At 44.3% G+C, this 18200-nt stretch carries 19 protein-coding genes and 1 riboswitch; of the genes, 17 read left to right on the plus strand and 2 right to left on the minus strand.

Going from position 1 to position 18200, the window contains the following annotated elements:
* Nucleotides 1–35 precede the first annotated feature (35 nt).
* The 13 genes from ACBP55_RS18355 (at nt 36) to ACBP55_RS18415 (ending at nt 11317) form a co-directional block, all read left to right on the plus strand.
* On the plus strand, nt 36–917 hold the full coding sequence (locus ACBP55_RS18355) for a carbohydrate ABC transporter permease (RefSeq protein ID WP_029194942.1): 882 nt from the start codon (nt 36–38) through the stop codon (nt 915–917).
* Nucleotides 918–1748, plus strand: a complete 831-nt coding sequence (locus ACBP55_RS18360) for a carbohydrate ABC transporter permease (protein WP_173190835.1) — start codon at nt 918–920, stop codon at nt 1746–1748. It abuts the gene before it with no gap.
* On the plus strand, nt 1748–2956 hold the full coding sequence (locus tag ACBP55_RS18365; protein WP_464653093.1) for a trans-sulfuration enzyme family protein: 1209 nt from the start codon (nt 1748–1750) through the stop codon (nt 2954–2956). The genes ACBP55_RS18360 and ACBP55_RS18365 overlap by 1 nt, the downstream gene beginning before the upstream one ends.
* The gene (locus tag ACBP55_RS18370; RefSeq protein WP_464653094.1) at nt 2922–4106 is read left to right on the plus strand and encodes a GntR family transcriptional regulator; all 1185 of its coding nucleotides are present in this window, start codon (nt 2922–2924) and stop codon (nt 4104–4106) included. The genes ACBP55_RS18365 and ACBP55_RS18370 overlap by 35 nt, the downstream gene beginning before the upstream one ends.
* Before the next feature lie 32 nt (nt 4107–4138).
* Nucleotides 4139–4921 (plus strand): phytanoyl-CoA dioxygenase family protein, encoded by a 783-nt coding sequence (locus ACBP55_RS18375; RefSeq protein WP_464653095.1) that lies wholly within the window; start codon nt 4139–4141, stop codon nt 4919–4921.
* A gap of 233 nt (nt 4922–5154) precedes the next feature.
* Complete coding sequence (locus ACBP55_RS18380) at nt 5155–5913, plus strand: class I SAM-dependent methyltransferase (RefSeq protein ID WP_464653096.1); 759 nt, start codon at nt 5155–5157, stop codon at nt 5911–5913.
* 38 nt (nt 5914–5951) lie between these two features.
* Nucleotides 5952–6677: an SDR family NAD(P)-dependent oxidoreductase gene (locus ACBP55_RS18385; RefSeq protein WP_464653097.1), complete on the plus strand. Its 726-nt coding sequence runs from the start codon at nt 5952–5954 to the stop codon at nt 6675–6677.
* 25 nt (nt 6678–6702) lie between these two features.
* The gene (locus ACBP55_RS18390) at nt 6703–7341 is read left to right on the plus strand and encodes a ThuA domain-containing protein (protein WP_464653098.1); all 639 of its coding nucleotides are present in this window, start codon (nt 6703–6705) and stop codon (nt 7339–7341) included.
* Nucleotides 7342–7378: 37 nt separating this feature from the next.
* Nucleotides 7379–8569 carry an alanyl-tRNA editing protein gene (locus ACBP55_RS18395; RefSeq protein WP_464653099.1) on the plus strand — a complete coding sequence of 397 codons (1191 nt, stop codon included), beginning with the start codon at nt 7379–7381 and terminating at the stop codon, nt 8567–8569.
* A 170-nt stretch (nt 8570–8739) separates the two neighbouring features.
* A riboswitch (cyclic di-GMP riboswitch) is annotated at nt 8740–8820 on the plus strand.
* A gap of 116 nt (nt 8821–8936) precedes the next feature.
* The gene (locus ACBP55_RS18400) at nt 8937–9020 is read left to right on the plus strand and encodes a putative holin-like toxin (RefSeq protein WP_367618672.1); all 84 of its coding nucleotides are present in this window, start codon (nt 8937–8939) and stop codon (nt 9018–9020) included.
* A gap of 244 nt (nt 9021–9264) precedes the next feature.
* Nucleotides 9265–10230 carry a S8 family peptidase gene (locus ACBP55_RS18405; RefSeq protein ID WP_464653100.1) on the plus strand — a complete coding sequence of 322 codons (966 nt, stop codon included), beginning with the start codon at nt 9265–9267 and terminating at the stop codon, nt 10228–10230.
* Nucleotides 10231–10381: 151 nt separating this feature from the next.
* Entirely contained in the window at nt 10382–10546 is a 165-nt protein-coding gene (locus ACBP55_RS18410; protein ID WP_464653101.1) for a YozQ family protein, read from the plus strand.
* Between the two features lie 84 nt (nt 10547–10630).
* Entirely contained in the window at nt 10631–11317 is a 687-nt protein-coding gene (locus tag ACBP55_RS18415) for a DUF7002 family protein (RefSeq protein WP_464653102.1), read from the plus strand.
* Nucleotides 11318–11391: 74 nt separating this feature from the next.
* Here the strand turns inward: ACBP55_RS18415 and ACBP55_RS18420 are convergent, their stop codons facing one another.
* Entirely contained in the window at nt 11392–11958 is a 567-nt protein-coding gene (locus ACBP55_RS18420) for a CGNR zinc finger domain-containing protein (protein WP_464653103.1), read from the minus strand.
* 155 nt (nt 11959–12113) lie between these two features.
* Between ACBP55_RS18420 and ACBP55_RS18425 the strand changes: the two genes are divergently transcribed.
* Nucleotides 12114–12605 (plus strand): DinB family protein, encoded by a 492-nt coding sequence (locus ACBP55_RS18425; RefSeq protein WP_464653104.1) that lies wholly within the window; start codon nt 12114–12116, stop codon nt 12603–12605.
* Between the two features lie 86 nt (nt 12606–12691).
* On the opposite strand, the gene ACBP55_RS18430 is transcribed toward ACBP55_RS18425, so the two are convergent.
* Nucleotides 12692–13948, minus strand: a complete 1257-nt coding sequence (locus tag ACBP55_RS18430) for an ATP-binding protein (RefSeq protein WP_464653105.1) — start codon at nt 13946–13948, stop codon at nt 12692–12694.
* 225 nt (nt 13949–14173) lie between these two features.
* On the opposite strand from ACBP55_RS18430, the gene ACBP55_RS18435 reads away from it, so the two are divergent.
* The 3 genes from ACBP55_RS18435 to ACBP55_RS18445 are packed head-to-tail and all read left to right on the plus strand — an operon-like array spanning nt 14174 to nt 18147.
* Nucleotides 14174–15886: a spore germination protein gene (locus ACBP55_RS18435; RefSeq protein WP_464653346.1), complete on the plus strand. Its 1713-nt coding sequence runs from the start codon at nt 14174–14176 to the stop codon at nt 15884–15886.
* Nucleotides 15834–16955 carry a GerAB/ArcD/ProY family transporter gene (locus tag ACBP55_RS18440; RefSeq protein WP_464653106.1) on the plus strand — a complete coding sequence of 374 codons (1122 nt, stop codon included), beginning with the start codon at nt 15834–15836 and terminating at the stop codon, nt 16953–16955. The genes ACBP55_RS18435 and ACBP55_RS18440 overlap by 53 nt, the downstream gene beginning before the upstream one ends.
* Nucleotides 16927–18147, plus strand: coding sequence for a Ger(x)C family spore germination protein (locus tag ACBP55_RS18445; protein WP_464653107.1), 1221 nt, complete (start codon nt 16927–16929; stop codon nt 18145–18147). Before ACBP55_RS18440 ends, ACBP55_RS18445 begins: the two co-directional genes overlap by 29 nt.
* Nucleotides 18148–18200 lie beyond the last annotated feature (53 nt).

An 18200-nucleotide genomic window follows, 5' to 3' on the forward strand; every position in this document is an offset into this window, starting at 1 on the left:
TCGCTTGCCGCTTTTTCTTACCGGGGGGTGTTCGTGTGAGTTCACGGCAAAAATTTATTCTCTCCAGTTTGCTGCCAGCACTGCTGCTTGTGCTGATTTTTACATACTATCCCTTCATTAAGGGTGTGGTGATGGCCTTTCAAAGTTATAAGCTGTTTAATCTGAAGCAAGTACATTTTGTCGGCATGCAAAACTTCGTTGATGCTTTTCAAGACCATCAATTTCTTGCTGCTTTGAAAAACAGCGCCTACTGGGTGTTTTTCTCCCTTATACTGCAATTTCTATTAGGATTCATTCTGGCATTGTTTCTAAATAAGAAGTTCTGGGGAAGAGGCGTGTACCAAGCCTTTATTTTTTATCCATGGGCTTTATCGGGATTTCTCATCGGCCTTATTTGGAAATGGTTGTTTAATTCACAAATCGGTGTTATCAACGATCTCTTACTGCGTCTAGGTATTATTGAAGATCGAATCGGGTTCTTATCGGATCCGAAATGGGCGATGTCCTCCGTTATCGTAGCTAATGTATGGTACGGAATCGCCTTCTTTACCATCATGCTGCTGGCTGCTCTGCAATCCATCCCTTCAGAGCTGTACGAAGCAGCCAGTATCGACGGAGCTAATGGTTATCGAAAGCTGCTATATGTGACGATTCCGTACATCATGCCGACCATCATCGCCACAACGCTGCTGCGGGTCATTTGGATCTTTAACGATCCAACGCTCATTTACGGCATGACGAATGGCGGACCGGGAGGGGCGACCCACATTTTATCCTCCTTAATGCTCAATAAAATTATTTATGACGGCGATTATGGGGCTGCATCAGCAGTCGGGGTTATTATGATCGTCATGTTATTTTTGTACACTTTGTTTTATTTGATGGTTACTAAGTCGGAGAAGGTAGGTGACTTCTAAATGAAACGAAATTATGGGTATCGGCTCATCAAAGTTGCCTTTCTATCCGTGTACTTAGTCGTGATGGTGTTTCCGTTATACTGGATTGTCATCACTTCGTTAAAGCCGCAAAAGGAAATATTCAGTTATCCCGTTCATTACTGGCCCGAGCAATTCACGCTGCAAAATTACATCAATATTTTCAAAGTGTCTAAGTTTAATGTGTATATTGCCAATAGTCTTCTCGTCTCGATTTCTTCAGCTCTTATCGTTATCGTGATCGCCATTTGCAGCGCTTATGTACTCGCTCGATTCCGGTTTCGCGGCCACAAACAAATCATGCTTGCATTCTTCGTCACGCAGATGCTTCCTGGATTCATTGCGCTGGCTCCTCTTTACATGATGATGTCTAATTTACATCTGCTCAATCAGCGAATTTCATTGATCCTCATGTATACGGTCATCTTGATCCCGTTCTCCACGATTATGCTGCGAGGCTTCTTCCAGCGAATTCCGTCCAATCTGGAGGAAGCGGCCATGATCGACGGCTGTTCCCAGCTGTCTGCGCTCATGCGAGTCATTATCCCGATCATGATGCCGGGCATTTCCTCGATGTTCATATTTGCCTTCGTCCAGAACTGGAACGAGCTTTTCTTGGCTGTCATGTTTATCGATAACGAATCGTTAAAGACCCTGCCGGTAGCGATGAATTCTTTTATCCTCAAATTTAATGTCGATTGGGGCTCCATGTCCGCCGGAACTGTGCTGTCTGTACTCCCGACGATACTGTTGTTTGCCCTTGCACAGCGATTTATTGTAGAAGGATTAACCCAAGGGGCGGTGAAGGGGTAGTGAGCGCAAAGGAGAACCTGTACTCTATCGTGGCGCATGATGCGCACGATGATCGTCATCACGGCGCCATCAGTGTTCCTATGTATCAGACGAGTTTATTTTCGTTCGATACGTACGAGGAATTCAACTTGGCTAGACTTGATGAGCAAGAAAACTTCGTATATTCCAGAGGCAATAATCCGACGGTGAGGTACCTGGAGGACAAGCTCGCTCAACTGGAGCAAGGGGAGAGAGCCAAGTGCTTTGCATCTGGAATGGCGGCAATATCGTCTGCGATTATGTCCATTGTCAAACAAGGTGACCATGTCATCTGCACGCATCAAGCATACGGGCCGACACGTGAATTTCTAGGCGTCTACTTGCAAAAGTTTGGGGTCGAAACGACCTTTGTCGATGGCAGCTCATTGGAAAACTGGAAGCGTGCGGTTCGTCCTAATACCAAACTGCTGTATTTGGAGAGCCCGACTAGCATGATGTTCCAACTGCAGGATATACGAAGTTGTGCTGAGCTGGCACAAAGTATAGGAGCAGAAACGATTCTCGACAATTCGTGGGCGACGCCTTGCCATCAGAATCCACTAATGCTGGGGGTTAGCCTCGTCGTCCATTCAATCACGAAGTACATATCAGGACACAGCGATTGCTTGGGGGGTGTTGTGGTTGGCTCCCATCGCGTCATGGACCCGCTCATGTCGACGGAATATATGTTGTTTGGCGGCATTATGACGCCACAGACCGCAGGATTGGTGACGCGGGGGCTGCGTACATTGCCCATGCGGATGCAGCGGCATGAAGCGAGCGGGCTGATGGTCGCCGAATATTTAACCAGGCAGCATTATGTCCGGAAGGTTAACCATCCGGGCTTAAACAACCACCCTCAGCATGAGCTGGCTTGTACGCAGATGTCAGGCTACAGCAGTTTATTTTCATTTGAGTCCGATGAGTCGGTTGTCAAATTAAGGTCTTGGGCTGACCGTTTGCACTTTTTCCGAATAGGAGCCAGCTGGGGTGGTTTCGAAAGTTTAATCAATGTAAATGTCTTAACGAATAATGATCAGCAAATAGGTTCACTTGTTCGACTCTATATAGGTTCCGAGGATCCAGGCGATTTAATTCGGGATATGGAGGAAGCATGGCGGTCTGTCACACAGAGCCCTTCAGAGGGGGAGATATATGAGCAGAATGCGGGTATCAGCCAGGACGGATGAACGACAACCGCTATACTTGCAGATCCAAGAGCACTTTAAACAGTTGATCCAATTGGGCAATATGGGGGCAAATGATAAATTTCCAACGGAAAAGCAGCTGATGGAGCAATTCGGCGTCAGTCGAATGACGGTTTCCAATGCGTTTACGCAGCTGGCAAAGGACGGATGGATTTACCGGATACCGGGGAGAGGCAGCTTCGTTAGTCCAGAATCCTGCACGAAAGCAAATGAGTTGGAGATTAAGCAGCTTGATTCTACGGAAATGAAGGAGTTGGATGAGCGTGCACCCTCACGCAAAATGATCGGCTTCGTTCTACCCTTACTGGAGGATTTCTTTGCTATCCGATTATTGAAGGGAATCAACTCCGTGCTCTCGAACACCGATTATTATGTGTCGATTGTGCTAACACACAATAGCAAGGAGAAGGAAAAGGAAGCGATTCAAGAGCTGATTAAGAATGGGGCCGTTGGTCTTATTATTTTTCCAATTGACGCAGAAACGTACAACGAAGAAATCTTGGTATTGAAACTGAGGAAATTTCCGTTCGTGCTCATTGATCGCTATTTGCCAGGCTTTGATACGCATTGTGTCTGTTCGGATAATTGGATGAGCGCTCAATTGGCAGTCAACCATCTGTGGGAGCAAGGCCATAGGGACATTGCGATTTGCTCTGATATTTCGATCCATACTGTGACCGTTGACGAGCGAATTCGGGGCTATATGGAAGCACTGAAACAAAAAGGCTCGATGATTAACCCGGCCTTAATTGTGACAGATTTTCAAGTGACGGATACGATCCATATCGAAAAGCACCCGTTATATCATTATCTCAAATATCGCACAGCATCCGCGTTCATTACCTTGAATTTGAAGTTGGGCTTGCATGTAGCCAGTATGGTTAAAAAACTGGGAATGAAGGTACCGCGCGACCTCTCCATTATAACGTACGATAACCCCTCATCAGAGCTAGACGGAATCCCTACCTTCACACATATTGACCAGCATGAGCTGGAAATTGGTGCTAAATCGGCTGATCTCCTGCTTAAACTGTTGAATAACCAGGAGAGTTTGACAGAGCCAAATAAAGTGATCGTAAAATCGGCCTTAGTTATAGGGGAATCCACGGAAGAACAATCGGTTAAGAAATAAATCAATTGTTTAAAATAAGGAGGATATATACGATGAATCCTATATCCAGCCCAGGAGAATTTACGGAACTCGATCAATTTATGTTTGAATCATGGGGCTATCTGATTATTCCTAACGTACTCTCAGAGGATGAGGTGAAGGAATGCTTGGAAGCATCCATCCGCTTGCACGAGTCAGAGGGTGCTAAAGGTTGGGCACAGGTGGGAAAAGGCTATGAATCGGAATCCGCTTTGGAGCGATTGATGGATCATCCTGCTATATTGCCCAAAGTTAGGGCGCTTTACGGAGATCGCTTCATTTTGCAGTCCGCCTGGTGTACCAAACAGCCGGCTTTCGGCGGGGTGGGGGGATGGCATCAGGACGGGTCAGGGGCCTACGAGTTTAGTAAACTCGGATATCCAATTCCTCTGATTCAGCTGCGAGCTTCCTTCTTATTGACGGACCAATCCATCCCAAGAACCGGGAATATGGAGATGATCCCAGGCAGCCATAGAAGCCAAGTACGGCTTCCAAGTACGATTCGAACAGCCAAGGATGATGTACCGATTGGTCATGTCATCTGCGCACCGGCGGGATCGGTCTTATTTTTTCATAATGCCGTCTGGCATCGGACATTTGCTCATGATGGTGATTACGACCGGTATACGATGCACTATATTTATAGTCCGCCGTGGGTCCGATGCTCAGATCGTTTCGAGAATAATCAAGAATTCTTAGATCGCACAACACCAACACGCCGTTATATAATGGGACAATTTACAAGACCGGATGCGCCTTTTGGCGCTAGTTATCCCGCCGAATTCGAGAATGGTTGAAGTTGAAAAAAAGCTTGAATGGCCGCGCGTTTAGCGGTCTTTTTTTGTGTTGTAAAGCCATGTATTTGTTATGGACTTTTGCCAAATAATTGAATATGATAGAGATGTAGATCATGAAACGTTGTTTCATCAAATGAAACAACACTATTCAATAATGAACTCAACAATTAACTCACAACAGTAGGCCGCTTTGTTCTTAGGCAGGATATTTATGATGATGGGAGAGGTATGAGATGAATAATCCTAAAGACCGTTTTTCGAATCGTGTTGATACCTATGTGAAATTCCGCCCGAGTTATCCGAAAGAGGCTATTGATTACATGTACGACGTCGTTGGTCTGCGTGCAAATGCAGTAATTGCGGACATCGGCGCAGGGACTGGTATTTTTTCAAAGCTGCTCTTGCAAAGAGGGAGCCAAGTCATCGCTGTTGAACCGAATCAAGCGATGCGGGAAGCCGCTGAGCAAATGTTAAACGGAGATGCCAATTATAGTACCGTGTCGGGTTCTGCTGAAGCGACTGGTTTACCAGATGCGTCTGTTGACTTTATTGTTTGTGCCCAAGCGTTTCATTGGTTTGATCGCACAGCTGCACAAGCCGAATTCCATCGGATTCTAAAGCCTGGCGGGAAGGTGCTCTTGATCTGGAACTCGCGTCTGGAACATGGCAATGCATTCAGAGAAGAGTACGACTTATTGCTTCGTACATTTGGAAGCGATTATGCAAAAGTTACTCATAAAAATATATCGCAGGAAACGCTGGCGTCTTTCTTCAAGAACGAAAGTATGCAGGTTGAACGATTCGAGATTACTCAGGTTTTCGATTTGGAAGGTTTGAAGGGGAGGTTGATGTCCTCTTCCTACATTCCCGTAGCTGGGCACCCCAATTATGCCCCGATGATGACGGAATTGCAGCATATTTTCGAACGGCATGAACAGGATGGAAATGTGCGCTTCGACTATGAAACGGAGGTATATTGGGGAGAGGTTTAGTAAAAGCGCGATCAATCTATACGGAGGAGGACGTTCAATTGTCGAACAATAAAACGGCTTGTGTAACGGGAACGGATAGAGGGATAGGCCTAGCGCTTACGAGGTCATTATTGCGAGAAGGGTATACGGTATATGCGGGGGGTATCATGGAGTCCAACGCAGAAATAGACCAATTGGCAGCGCAATTCCCAAATCAGCTGCACGCATTTGTGTTGGACGTGGGATCAGACGAAAGCGTAAACAACGCTGCTAGCTTCATTCAAAGCAAAACTTCTAAGCTGGATATCTTAATCAACAATGCGGCTATCCTTGGCGATACGGAAAAAACAGTGAAAGACGAGCTCGATTTCGATGAAATTCAGCGTGTTTACAACGTGACAGCCCTCGGTGCTATCCGAATGTCGAACGCCTTAATTGAGCCTATCATGGATGGCGGCAAGCTAATTGTCAATATTTCTTCGGAAGCTGGCAGCATTGGCAATAGCGGGCGTGAAGCGTGGTTCGGATATTGTATGGCCAAAGCCGCGCTCAATATGGGTTCCACGATCATCCACAACCAGATTCGAAAAGAAGGCGGACGTGTCCTCATTCTCCATCCTGGTTGGGTCAAAACGTTTATGAGCGGCACATGGAACGAGGCGGGTACGTATACAGCGGAACAAGCGGCTGCTAATATTTTGAAACGAATAGAGGAATATAAAGATACGATGCGCGAAAAACCGGTTTATCTTGAAGCAGACTCCGGGAAGGAATTGCCTTGGTAAATCAAAAGGTGAGGGAGAAGAGCGCATGAGTGAGATAACGAATGTACTTTTGGTCGGTGACATGACAGATGCTCCATGGCATCCATTGGAGCCTGCCAAGCAGGAGCTTAGTGGAATTCTTGGCGAAGATTTTCTGATTACGGGTACGGAGGACTACAATAATTTTACAGAATTGGATCGGAAACAATTTCCACTTTGCATTTCGTATACGGATTGCTGGAACCGTGATCTTACTCCGCAACAAACAGCAGGTTTGATTCAATATGTGGCGGGTGGAGGCGGCCTGCTTGTGATCCATAATGGCATTTCAGTTCAACGCAGTTACGAGTTGATTCAGATGATCGGAGCTAAGTTTACAGGCCACCCCCCTTACCAATCTCTGGACTATTATCGATCTGCGGACAATCATCCATTGCTCGAGGGTGTCGAGGACTTCAGCATGGAGGAAGAGCCCTATATGTTCGATTTTGACCCTTTTACCAAGAAAAACGTATTTCTAGAGTACGAATTTGAAGGAAACAGGTATCCAGCAGCCTGGGAGCAATCATACGGTCTTGGGAAAGTTATCTATTTACAACCCGGGCATCATGCTCCATCATTTAAACCGGATGCTTATAGGCGACTTGTGCTCAACAGCGCACGTTGGTTGAGCGCTAGCATCTAATGATTTTGTAATGTCTAGCAAGAGAAAGGAAATCACCATGTCCATAAAACTTTATTACAATTCCGCTTATGTAACCGAATGGCAAACAATCATACACCAAACGCTTGAAAGAGAAGATGGGTATTATGTCATCCTAAAGGAGACAGCTTTCTATCCACATGGGGGCGGACAGCCCTGCGATGTTGGCTATATGAACGGGATTCCTGTGCTTGATGTAATCAACGAAGAAGATGAAGTGCTGCATAAGCTGGAACGACTACCCGATGAGAGCAAGGTGACTTGCCAGATCGATTGGAATAGAAGATTCGACCATATGCAGCAGCATAGCGGCCAGCATCTGCTCTCTTCGGTGTGCCGTGACCTCTATCAGGCCATGACAGTTAGCTTTCATTTGGGTACTGATTATGCGACTATTGACGTGGAACTGCCGGAACTGACGCTGAACCAGCTATGTGCCATTGAGAATGAAGTGAACCGTCAAATTTACCTGAACAACAGCATTGTTAGTTATTTTGTAACCCAAGAAGAAGTCGCTCAACTGCAGCTAGTGAAACAGCCCAAAGTGACGGATCATATTCGAATTGTCGAGATAAAAGGTGTGGAACACAACGCTTGCGGCGGGACACATGTCTCATCAACGGGCGAAATTGGTATGATTAAGCTGTTGAAAGCAGAAAAACAAAAGGGGAACACTCGGATTTTCTTCTTATGCGGATACCGTGTCCTGAAGGAGTTTAATGAAAGCCAGCGGATTTTGGGTGCCTTGTCATCCAAATTCAACACCGGTAAAGACGAGATTATCGACCGAATTGAAAAGTGGGAAAATGAACAGAAGCAGCTGCAGGCCGAACTGACCGCTCTCAAAGAGAAAAACAACGCTTATCTGGCGCAGGAGCTGTTAGCAAGCAGAGATGGCAAATTGATAGCAACAATTTTTGAAGACAAGACGCTTAAAGATTTGCAAAGTCTGGCGGTGAAGTTAGCATCGGAAAGTAATTTACCTATTCTGCTCGCTACTGTTGCAGAGAACAAAGTCATTCTTGCGAACAACAGTAATTCACCCTTTACTTGCGGCGCCTTCTTCAAAGAATATGTAGGAAAATACAATGGAAAAGGCGGAGGCAGCGATAGCATCGCGCAGGCAGGATTTCAGACTTGGGCGGAAGCCTTTGCTTTCTATGAGTTCACAATCCGGCAGGTGAATGAGAATTTAAGGGCGGAGAATTAGAATACATTGCTTTGGAACTAGTCAAATGACGATTTTCTGTGATCCGGTGCATTTCTTGATTAAGTTCGACAAATTTGTTATGTGCACGTACAATCCATAATGTGTCTAACTCCCTATATTCTTATATAAAAATAAGGCATATAATAGATTTACAGTATATAGAAGTCTACCCACGATAATGGCAAAACCGTTTAAAGGCGGTGACGCAAAGCTAGAGGGGCTAAGGGAAACTATGCCAGCCAGCTGTCAAATGAGGGTAGGCTTTTTCTGTCCAAAATGACTCTTTGTAGATACTTTTGTTAGATACTAGGCCACCCGGATCTCCCTTTCGTCAGAAAGGAGGAGGGTAAAGGTGAAACCAGATGAAATGATAAAGTTGATTCTACAATTTGGGAGTTTCCTCTTGGCATTGTTAACTTTTATAGCCTTAATTATTGTTAGAATACACTAAAAAACCTACCCCTTCGCCGCTAAACGATCAGGTAGGTGTGTATGAACCATTAGCCCCAGGAGGTCCCAAAAGCCAATGTATCTAAAAAACAGGAGTGTTGGCAGCACTCTTGTTTTTTTTAGCAAAAACCAACGATAAGGTAAAAATGTTCTCCCAAATAATAGCATAGAGATAACCCGTCGATCAACATCAAATTTGAATGAATCAAGCTTTAGAATTTTAATCCTAATGAGGAGGAATTAAAATGGAGCGACAAGTGCATGTGATTCCGTTTCAAGTTCTTGAGAAGATTGAACAGGTCAATGAAATTCCAACAGGTGTGGAAATGATTCAAGCCCCCAAAATTTGGGATCAAACCAAAGGGAAGGGGATAACGGTTGCCATACTGGATACCGGCTGTGATATCACTCACCCTGATCTCAAAGAACGTATCGTCGGTGGCATTAATTTTACGAATGATGATGGCGGCAAGACGGATGCGTACATGGATTACAATGGTCATGGTACGCATGTTGCCGGGACAATCGCTGCGACCAAAAACAATAATGGTGTTGTCGGTGTAGCTCCTGAGGCTAATCTGCTTATTATTAAGGTTCTGGATAAACATGGTTCTGGTCAATATGATTGGATAATTAATGGCATTAACTATGCGGTCGAACAAAAAGCGGATATCATCTCCATGTCCCTTGGCGGTCCAGAAAATCTGCCTGCATTACACGAAGCCATTCAAAAAGCCGTAGCCGCTAACATTTTGGTGATTTGTGCAGCAGGTAATGAAGGCGATGGTGTTGATTCAACAGATGAGTTTGACTATCCAGGTTGCTATAACGAAGTCATTAGTGTAGGTGCAATTGACTTGGAGAGGCACTCTTCCAATTTTTCTAATTCGAATAATGAAGTTGATCTAGTGGGCCCTGGAGAGAAAATTTTATCAACCTATTTAAATGGAACCTATGCGACATTAAGCGGAACCTCAATGGCTACTCCTCATGTAGCTGGAGCCATGGCACTGATAAAAATACTTGTGAATGCAAGCTTTGAGCGAAATCTCACAGAACGAGAGCTGTATGCTCAATTAATAAAAAGAACCGTACCCTTAGGGAATTCTCCAAAACTTGAAGGCAATGGGCTTGTCTATTTAAGTGTAATGGACGAGCTCTCCGAAGTATTTAATCCCAAATTCGTCGCAAAATTACTGAGCCATCTATGAGCTGCAGGTCGACCGAAATCCATTTATTGACTTCCCGCATATAGCAGAAATACTTGAATAGTTTTAGAACGAAAGAACAAACTAAATTGGATAAAGACGGTAAATGACTTTGACGTAAAGTTAGCAGTTAAGAAAAATGGAGGTGAGTGCGGTGAAAAAGGATAAAGATTCTTATGACAAAAAATTAGATGGCAATTCACTTACGCATGAACAAATTTCGGATGTGTATGCAGCGGGGACGAGTGATGGCATACACCAGTTTGCAGAGGGGAAAATCAAAATAACGGACGACCCTTTTGAATCCGGGCAAAAATAACAAGAAGCCTTGACCGTAACCGGTTAAGGCTTCTAATTCGTAAAGACAGGGCTAACATCATAGAGAAGTTAGAGGAGCAAAACAATGAAAGATGCTGTTGTAACTACAATTACAAAAGCAAAAGGCAGAAAGCACTTATTCCATTTCACTAGGGTAAGGAATTTACCGGCTATTGCTCATTTCGATCAGCTATTGGCCAGTTATATAATATCTCCCGTCTTCACGGGTGATCGCCGTTTAAAGCCCGAGAAAGTAAGCTATCATGAATATTCGATAACGCTAAATGCTCATCTGAGGATAGCTAACAGCATGATCGATACGTCAACCACACAGGAACAATTTCGGGCATGTTTGGACAGGCACGTGTTTTTTTGGCCTACCTTAAGGGATTGTAAGAAAATGATGGACACTTATGCACGAAGAGAACCGGATGAAGAGTTTGCTGTTTTGGAATTTGACGCGCACGCATTGTTATCCGATCATTATTCTACAGTAAAGCTATCTAAATACGATTCAGGTAGCTCGCCACGATTTCCTACTCGTTGTTCCTATAAGAAAAGCTTGGATATGTTTCTACCTTTGGACGAATTCAAGATCGTATGGAATAACTTAGTTCCTACCAAGGCGTCCGAAATACGAGAGATATTAATTGAAGGTCAAGTTAACAGAGTGTCTACGTATTTGAAAACCGTTTATGTCAATAAAAGTGATGATGTACCTGACGTCTGGAGCAAGTTGACGCATCCACTATCAGAATTGAGTGCAAGATGATACCCAAGAATATGACGATTCAGTAAACCGATACTTACACCAATCATTAAACTTTCACAAAAATGCACTTGTCGTTAATGTTCATGTTTGGGCAAGTCGGCAGCTGCTTTTTGACGTGCGCGGAATCGGCGTACTTTCATTAAGTTACCACACAGCTTGTCATCACAGTATCTTTTGGAGCGGTTGCGAGTATCGTCATAATAAACCCATAAGCAGTTAGGATTGTCGCAAATGCGTATCCGAGATGGTTCGCCATCAGCTATCATTTTTGCCATAGAGGATGCTATCTCAGCCTGAATATGGGACCATTGATGGCCAATTGGATACAAATTTAATTGATAATGTTCACTATTTCTTGCAAGTTGTCGAATAACGGCCCCGTCAGCCATGACTTTGTTGAGGGCTTCTATATCTTCCTCACTTGGCGAGGAATGGTTTACGAAGTCTGTCACTATCCGATGGAGAAGCGTTCTTAACTGCTTCAGGGCATTTAATTCGCTAGGCGAGGGACGATGGTTAACGGAAAGCTGGTAATTCTCAACCCATTGATCCAACCATTCCGGTTGATCAAGGCGATCGTCGATGGCTCCGTCTCCACGCCAATCATGATGTAAGCTATTCAAGAAATCATCCCAAAGCATAAAAGGTAACTCCGCTCTTTTTTTGAAATATTGTAACACTTTAAACTTAATTTTACTAGTTACTTGACCTCCATAATATTCCATGTTAAATTACATGTGTAACTTGTTAAATGTGTTTAGATCGTTACTATTGTATGTTCTAAGGAGGATATGAAATGAACAAAGTCGAGCTGCTGCTTCACGGATGGGATAGCTGTTATGAGAAGGAAGACTGGTATCCGCCACTTACGGATGCATTAAAAGAACTGTCTGCAGAGCAAGCCAATTGGCGGCCTGCGGGTGAACACGTCAACACGATCTGGGAAAATGTCCATCATCTAATTTTTTATAAAGAACGATTATTGAAAAGAATGACGGGTGAAGAATCCGACTATCCTGAGGGTTTGACCAATGACGATACGTTTGCCGTGCAGTCCATGTCGACTAAGGATTGGCAAGAAACCTTGAGCCGTTTGCAATCCGTTCATCAAGGAATTCGTGATCACATCGCACGCTGGGAAGAGGGGGAATTCGAACACATTTACCCTAATCGAACTCAATCCGTTGGCCGATGGGTGAATAGCCTCATCCTGCATGACGCTTATCACACGGGTCAGATCATGTTCATTCGCAAGCTGCAAGGATCTTGGCCATCTCGTCGAGAGTAGATTGGAATGAAAAAAGACACCTTCTCAGGTGTCTTTTTCATTTATCTGATGTATATCCAACTTACATTGAACCTTAAAGCGAATATTCAATTGGTCAAAGGCAGCGAGATCACGAATTCTGTTCCTTTTCCAAATGTACTTCGAACATGGACAGCACCGTTCATCGAACGGATTAATTGATAAGATAAGGTTAGTCCTACTCCTGTACCTTTGCTTTTCGTTGAAAAATAAATGGTGCCAAGCCGCTCTAGCTGCTCATTACTCATGCCAACCCCGTTATCGTGTATGGTTATCTTTGCACTGATCTGGGTTTCAGGGGCCATACGAATGATGACTTTTCCTTTCGAGATACAAGAGCAAGCCTCGATGGCATTTTTTATAAAGTTAATGAGAAGTTGTTTGATTTCATTAGGATTCGCAGAGATATAAAGTTGTTGCCCCTCATTGTGTACCTCTAATGCGACGTTATTCATGTTAGCGTATGGTGTCATGATATCTATTACGGAGTTCAATTGCGGCACAAGATCCATTTGTTCATAAATTGGCGTACTAGGTTTAGCTATGGATAAATATTCGGAAAGAATGACTTCTGTCCGCTTCATTTCTTCCACACAAATATCAATATAATAGTTGGTCTTTTCTTTCGAGTTCGCCTCATTACGAATTAACTTCAAGAAGCCCATTACGGCTGTTAGTGGGTTGCGTACTTCATGGGCAAGGGAGGCGGCAACGTGAGCGATGGTTTCAACTTTTTCGTTTTGGAGATATTTTTGGAATAGCTGCTTATCCGAAACAGCCTTATTGAAAAGGGAAATTAGTAACCAAATACCCAAGGAATTTTGTACGGGCAAAGCTAGGATATTAAACGTTAAATGCTCAACTACATATTTAGGTTCAATTACAAACAAAACACAAATAGGGATCACGGAAAAGCTTAAACCAGCTAGGAAAGTTATCAATTTTCGGTACTTGACGCGTCGGCGATAAAGGATGGATAACAGGACAGATAAGTTGAATGTAATAACTAGAATAATCATCGCTGAAAATAGTCCTTGTCCGCCTATCAGAATGCGGTACGATACAAATTCAACAAGCAGTATAAGTCCAGTAGTCATGCCGCCGAACACCATTCCGAAGAACATGATCACGTAACGAATGTCAAAAACGATTCCGCTCTGCACGCTAGAATGGAAGGTCATGGACATAAATAGGCAAATCATACACGTAATAGTGATAAACTGTTTGGAATAATTTGCTGTTTTATCACGATAGTAGATGTTATATAGAACAAAGGGAGCTAGGGCGAACAGTAGTTGCAGCAGAACTTCTTTGATATAGAGCATAGTACTCCCTTCGCCATTCCGGAGATAAATTACCATACAATTATTCGATATACCTGTGGAAACTTCCTCTTTGGAGTTAAGCTAGGAAAGGCGCTTTAGAACAGATTACTGTTATCAATGTATATTATTGGGAAAATGGATAAAAATACGGAGAACGAAATGAATGGGAATCAGGAAGACTACAACATCTGGTACTGTTTTCAAGGAGGCGATGTTAACGTGGCTATGTGGCAATGGTATAGACGCAGGTCTACAAGAGTATCTCAAAGCCAGCAACCTCGCATGATTCCGCCGAAGGAGCCGCCTGCCCATCAGATTTTGGATGAAAATGAAGAAGGGGAAATCACTCCACTTCTTGAAGAGACGATTTCATTTATGAATAAGATACTTGGTGAAAATGACGATTTCGTTATGCACCGGTTTCGTATATTTGATCAGTACCCGGCTGTACTCTTGTATTTCTCAGACTTAATTGAGAAGCAGTATTTGAACGAGCATATTTTAAAACCGCTGATGTTATCGTCACCTAACAAGCAGGGGAAAGCGAAGGTCAGCCGGCCCTTAAAGGATGTATTATTTGGAGATACATTGTATGCCTGTGAAGGGAGAACGGAAAAACATTTAGTAGAGTTGATCCAAGCCATTGTACAAGGAGAAACGGTTCTTGTCGTGGAAGGGTTGGACGAAGCGCTGCTATTCAGTACACGAAATGTGGACAAGCGCTCGATTACTCAACCTGAAACGGAGCAGGTCATCCGCGGAGCACGGGAAGGATTCATCGAAATGTTGGGTACGAACCTTTCGCTGCTTCGCTATCGACTCCCGACACCGGATCTACGTGTAAAAACGATTCGGATAGGGCGTGTAACCAAATCTAAAGTGGCTGTCTGTTACTTGGATGGGATTGTCAATCCCCAACTTGTTGAAGAGGTGTTCAGACGGCTAGCGTTGATAGATATAGATGGCATTCTTGATGTTGGATACTTGGAACAGTTTATTGAAGATAACCATCTGTCTCCATTCCCGCAGATTCAAAATACGGAACGCCCAGATAAGGCTGTTGCTAATCTATTGGAGGGCAGGGTCATCCTGCTGGTCGACGGTTCCCCCTTTGCCCTTATATTGCCGACTGTGTTCAGTCAGTTTTACCAGACGGTCGAAGATTACTCGGAACGATTTCTACTCGTCAGCTTTATTCGGCTAGCACGACTCGTAGCTCTTGTTTTCTCCTTAATATTTCCCTCGTTATATGTTGCCTTGATTTCTTTTAATCCGGAGCTCATCCCAACAGAGTTTGCTGTGGCCGTTGCGGGAGGGAGAGCCGGAGTGCCTTTTCCAGCTCTAATTGAAGTTCTGATTATGGAGATTTCCATGGAGGTGCTGAGGGAAGCGACGCTGCGTCTGCCGCAGCAGGTTGGTGGAGCGCTATCGATTGTCGGAGTACTAGTCGTCGGACAGGCTGCGGTTGCTGCTGGATTCATTAGTCCAATTACAGTCGTCATCATCGCTTTAACAACGATTGGTTCTTTTGCCACACCGGCGTACAACGCGGCTTTGGCGTTAAGGATGCTGCGCTTTCCGCTTGTGATTTTGGCTGGCATGTTTGGCTTGTACGGCGTGATGATCGGGCTTATCTTGATTGCCAACCATATGCTCTCATTAAAATCGTTCGGGGTGCCTTACCTCAGTCCGATTGTCCCAGGGAATTTCCAAGGGATGAAGGATACTATAGCAAGGCTGCCGCTTTGGTCCATGCCAAAGAGACCGGCACTCCTCCATACGCCGAATGATACCCGTCTGGGAATGAAAACGAAAGAAATGAAGCATCCGCCAAGCAATACGTTAGATCCATTGAAAGTAGGGAATATAAGGAGGGACATTAAAGATGGAGTATCCTCGCCAAGTAACAATGATTCAAGCGGCGATCATTCTGATTAGCACGATCATTGGCGTTGGTGTTTTAGCACTCTCGCTATTCGCCGTTAGAGCTGCCGATTCGGGGGCGCCGCTCGTAACCTTTATTGGTATCTTAATCGGCTCTTTGGGGCTTTGGCTTGTTACTGTTCTCGGCATGCGCTTTCCCACTCAAACGATTATTGAATACAGTGAAGTTTTGATCGGTAAATGGACGGCTCGGGGATTCAGCGTCTTAATCATCGTTTTCTTTTCCGTGCTCACAGCACTGGCTTCTCGCGAATTCGGTGAAGTCGTCGTGACTTCCGTATTAACGAAAACGCCTCTGGAAGTAACGGTTATAGTGATGCTGTTGTTAGCTGCGGTTTCCGCGCGAGCAGATATGACGACCTTTACCTATTTCCATCATTTTTATTTCCCGCTTATTGTCTTCCCGCTTGTATTGATCGTTGTGCTATCGCTAAAAAATGCGCAAATGGTCTACTTATTGCCAGTATGGGGGAATGAACATATTGGCATGTCAAAAGGAATCCTAACCATGGCTGCCTTATTTCAAGGATCTTTCGTCATGACCATTGTTATTCCTGCGATGCGTAAGCCTGAAAGAGCGATGTTGGCAAGCTTTGTCGGCATGTTAATTTCAGGGGGACTCTACTTGCTCATCGTAGTTGCTACGGTTGGCGTATTTGGAGCCGAGGAAATTAAAAATTTAGTTTGGCCTACTTTGGAATTAGCCAAAACCACATCACTGCCCGCCAACATCCTGGAGAGATTGGACGGCGCCTTTCTTGCCGTTTGGGTCACAGCGGTTTTTACGACATTGTTGTCGACCTATTACTTGGCTATTCACTTTCTAAGCCAACTTTTACATTTGCGCGATCACAAGCTGTTTTCATTTTTTCTCATTCCTTTCATCTATGTCATTGCCATGTATCCCCAAAACCTGCTGCAGATGTATGGCATTATTCAAATCGTGGGTCGTTGGGGACTGGTCATCACAGTCTTCTATCCCTTGGTTCTACTGATCGTAGCCCTCATTCGCAAGAAAAAGAAGGGGAGTCGGGGTGATCATCGTGTGGCGAAAACGGATTAGCCGGGTTCTTGTATTTCTATTGCTAATACCCATGCTGACGGGATGCTGGGATCGTTTAGAAATTGAAGATCGAGCCGTTGTATTAGCCATTGCCATCGATGAGGCCAAACCTGAAGATGCAAATGAAAGCAGCAATGCTACCCAAATCCTTAAAAATCCTAAGTTAAATAAAGGATTAATACGTATCACGGTACAAATTGCCGTTCCGGGACGCATTCCTTTGGGGACGGGAGGTACAGGAGTTCCGTCTGGGCAGAAACCAGTCTGGGTGTTGAGCAGCATAGGGAGTACCCTTCACGATTCCTTGATGAATCTGCAGCAGCAATTGGCGGATCGTTTATTCTTCGGTCATTTGCGTGTCATCGTCGTGTCAGAAAAGGTGGCGAGGAAGGGAATTGAAAATGAGAAAGATTTCTTCCGTCGTCAGCCCCAGGTAAGAAGAACAGTTTGGATGGTTGTATCTAAAGGGAAAGCTTCTGATATCATGAGAGCCACTCCCCAATTGGAGCGAGTTCCCACTTTATATCTTGTGGCTACGCTTGATCATGCCAAGGAAATGGGCAAACTTCCCAATAATTTCTTAGGTGTTTTCTATAGTGCTAGTTCAGCTAAAGGACGGGAAGGGGCTCTCCCGTATCTGGATTTGAAGAAAGAATCTAACATTGAAATCGCCGGATTGGCTTATTTTAAAGGTGATAAAATGGAGGGAATCACTACGCCGCTGCAAATTGGTCACTTTATGGCAATGCAGCATATGAATCCTGGAGGATACAGCGTCATCTCACAGATACCCGGATCAGAAACATCTGTCATGTTTCAATCTACGCATCGTAAAGCGAAAATTACTACGGAGATCATAAACGGTAAAATTCATGCCAAAGTTGTGAGTCAAATCGAAGGAGATTTACGGGAAAAATCGGATGAAAATTTGACGATAACGAGGGAAACCATTAAAAAATTAGAACAATCCATAGAAAAGGATGGGAAAATAGGTTTCGAAAAATTAATTCACCAGACCCAAAAGGACGGTTGCGATATCTTCGGTTTCGGGGAAAACGTGCGTGCTTTCCATCCTTCTTTTTGGAATAAGGAAATTAAGAGTAAGGAGAAGTGGGAAGAAATGTACAGAGAAATGTCGGTAGAGGTAAGTCTGCGAATCAATATTCGACGAATTGGCACGAAAACCAAATAATCCGTTAAAGCTTGGTTCCATGCTATGCGTCTTACGACCGCGGCTTGGCTGAG

It is taken from the genome of Paenibacillus sp. WG02, from assembly GCF_055396115.1.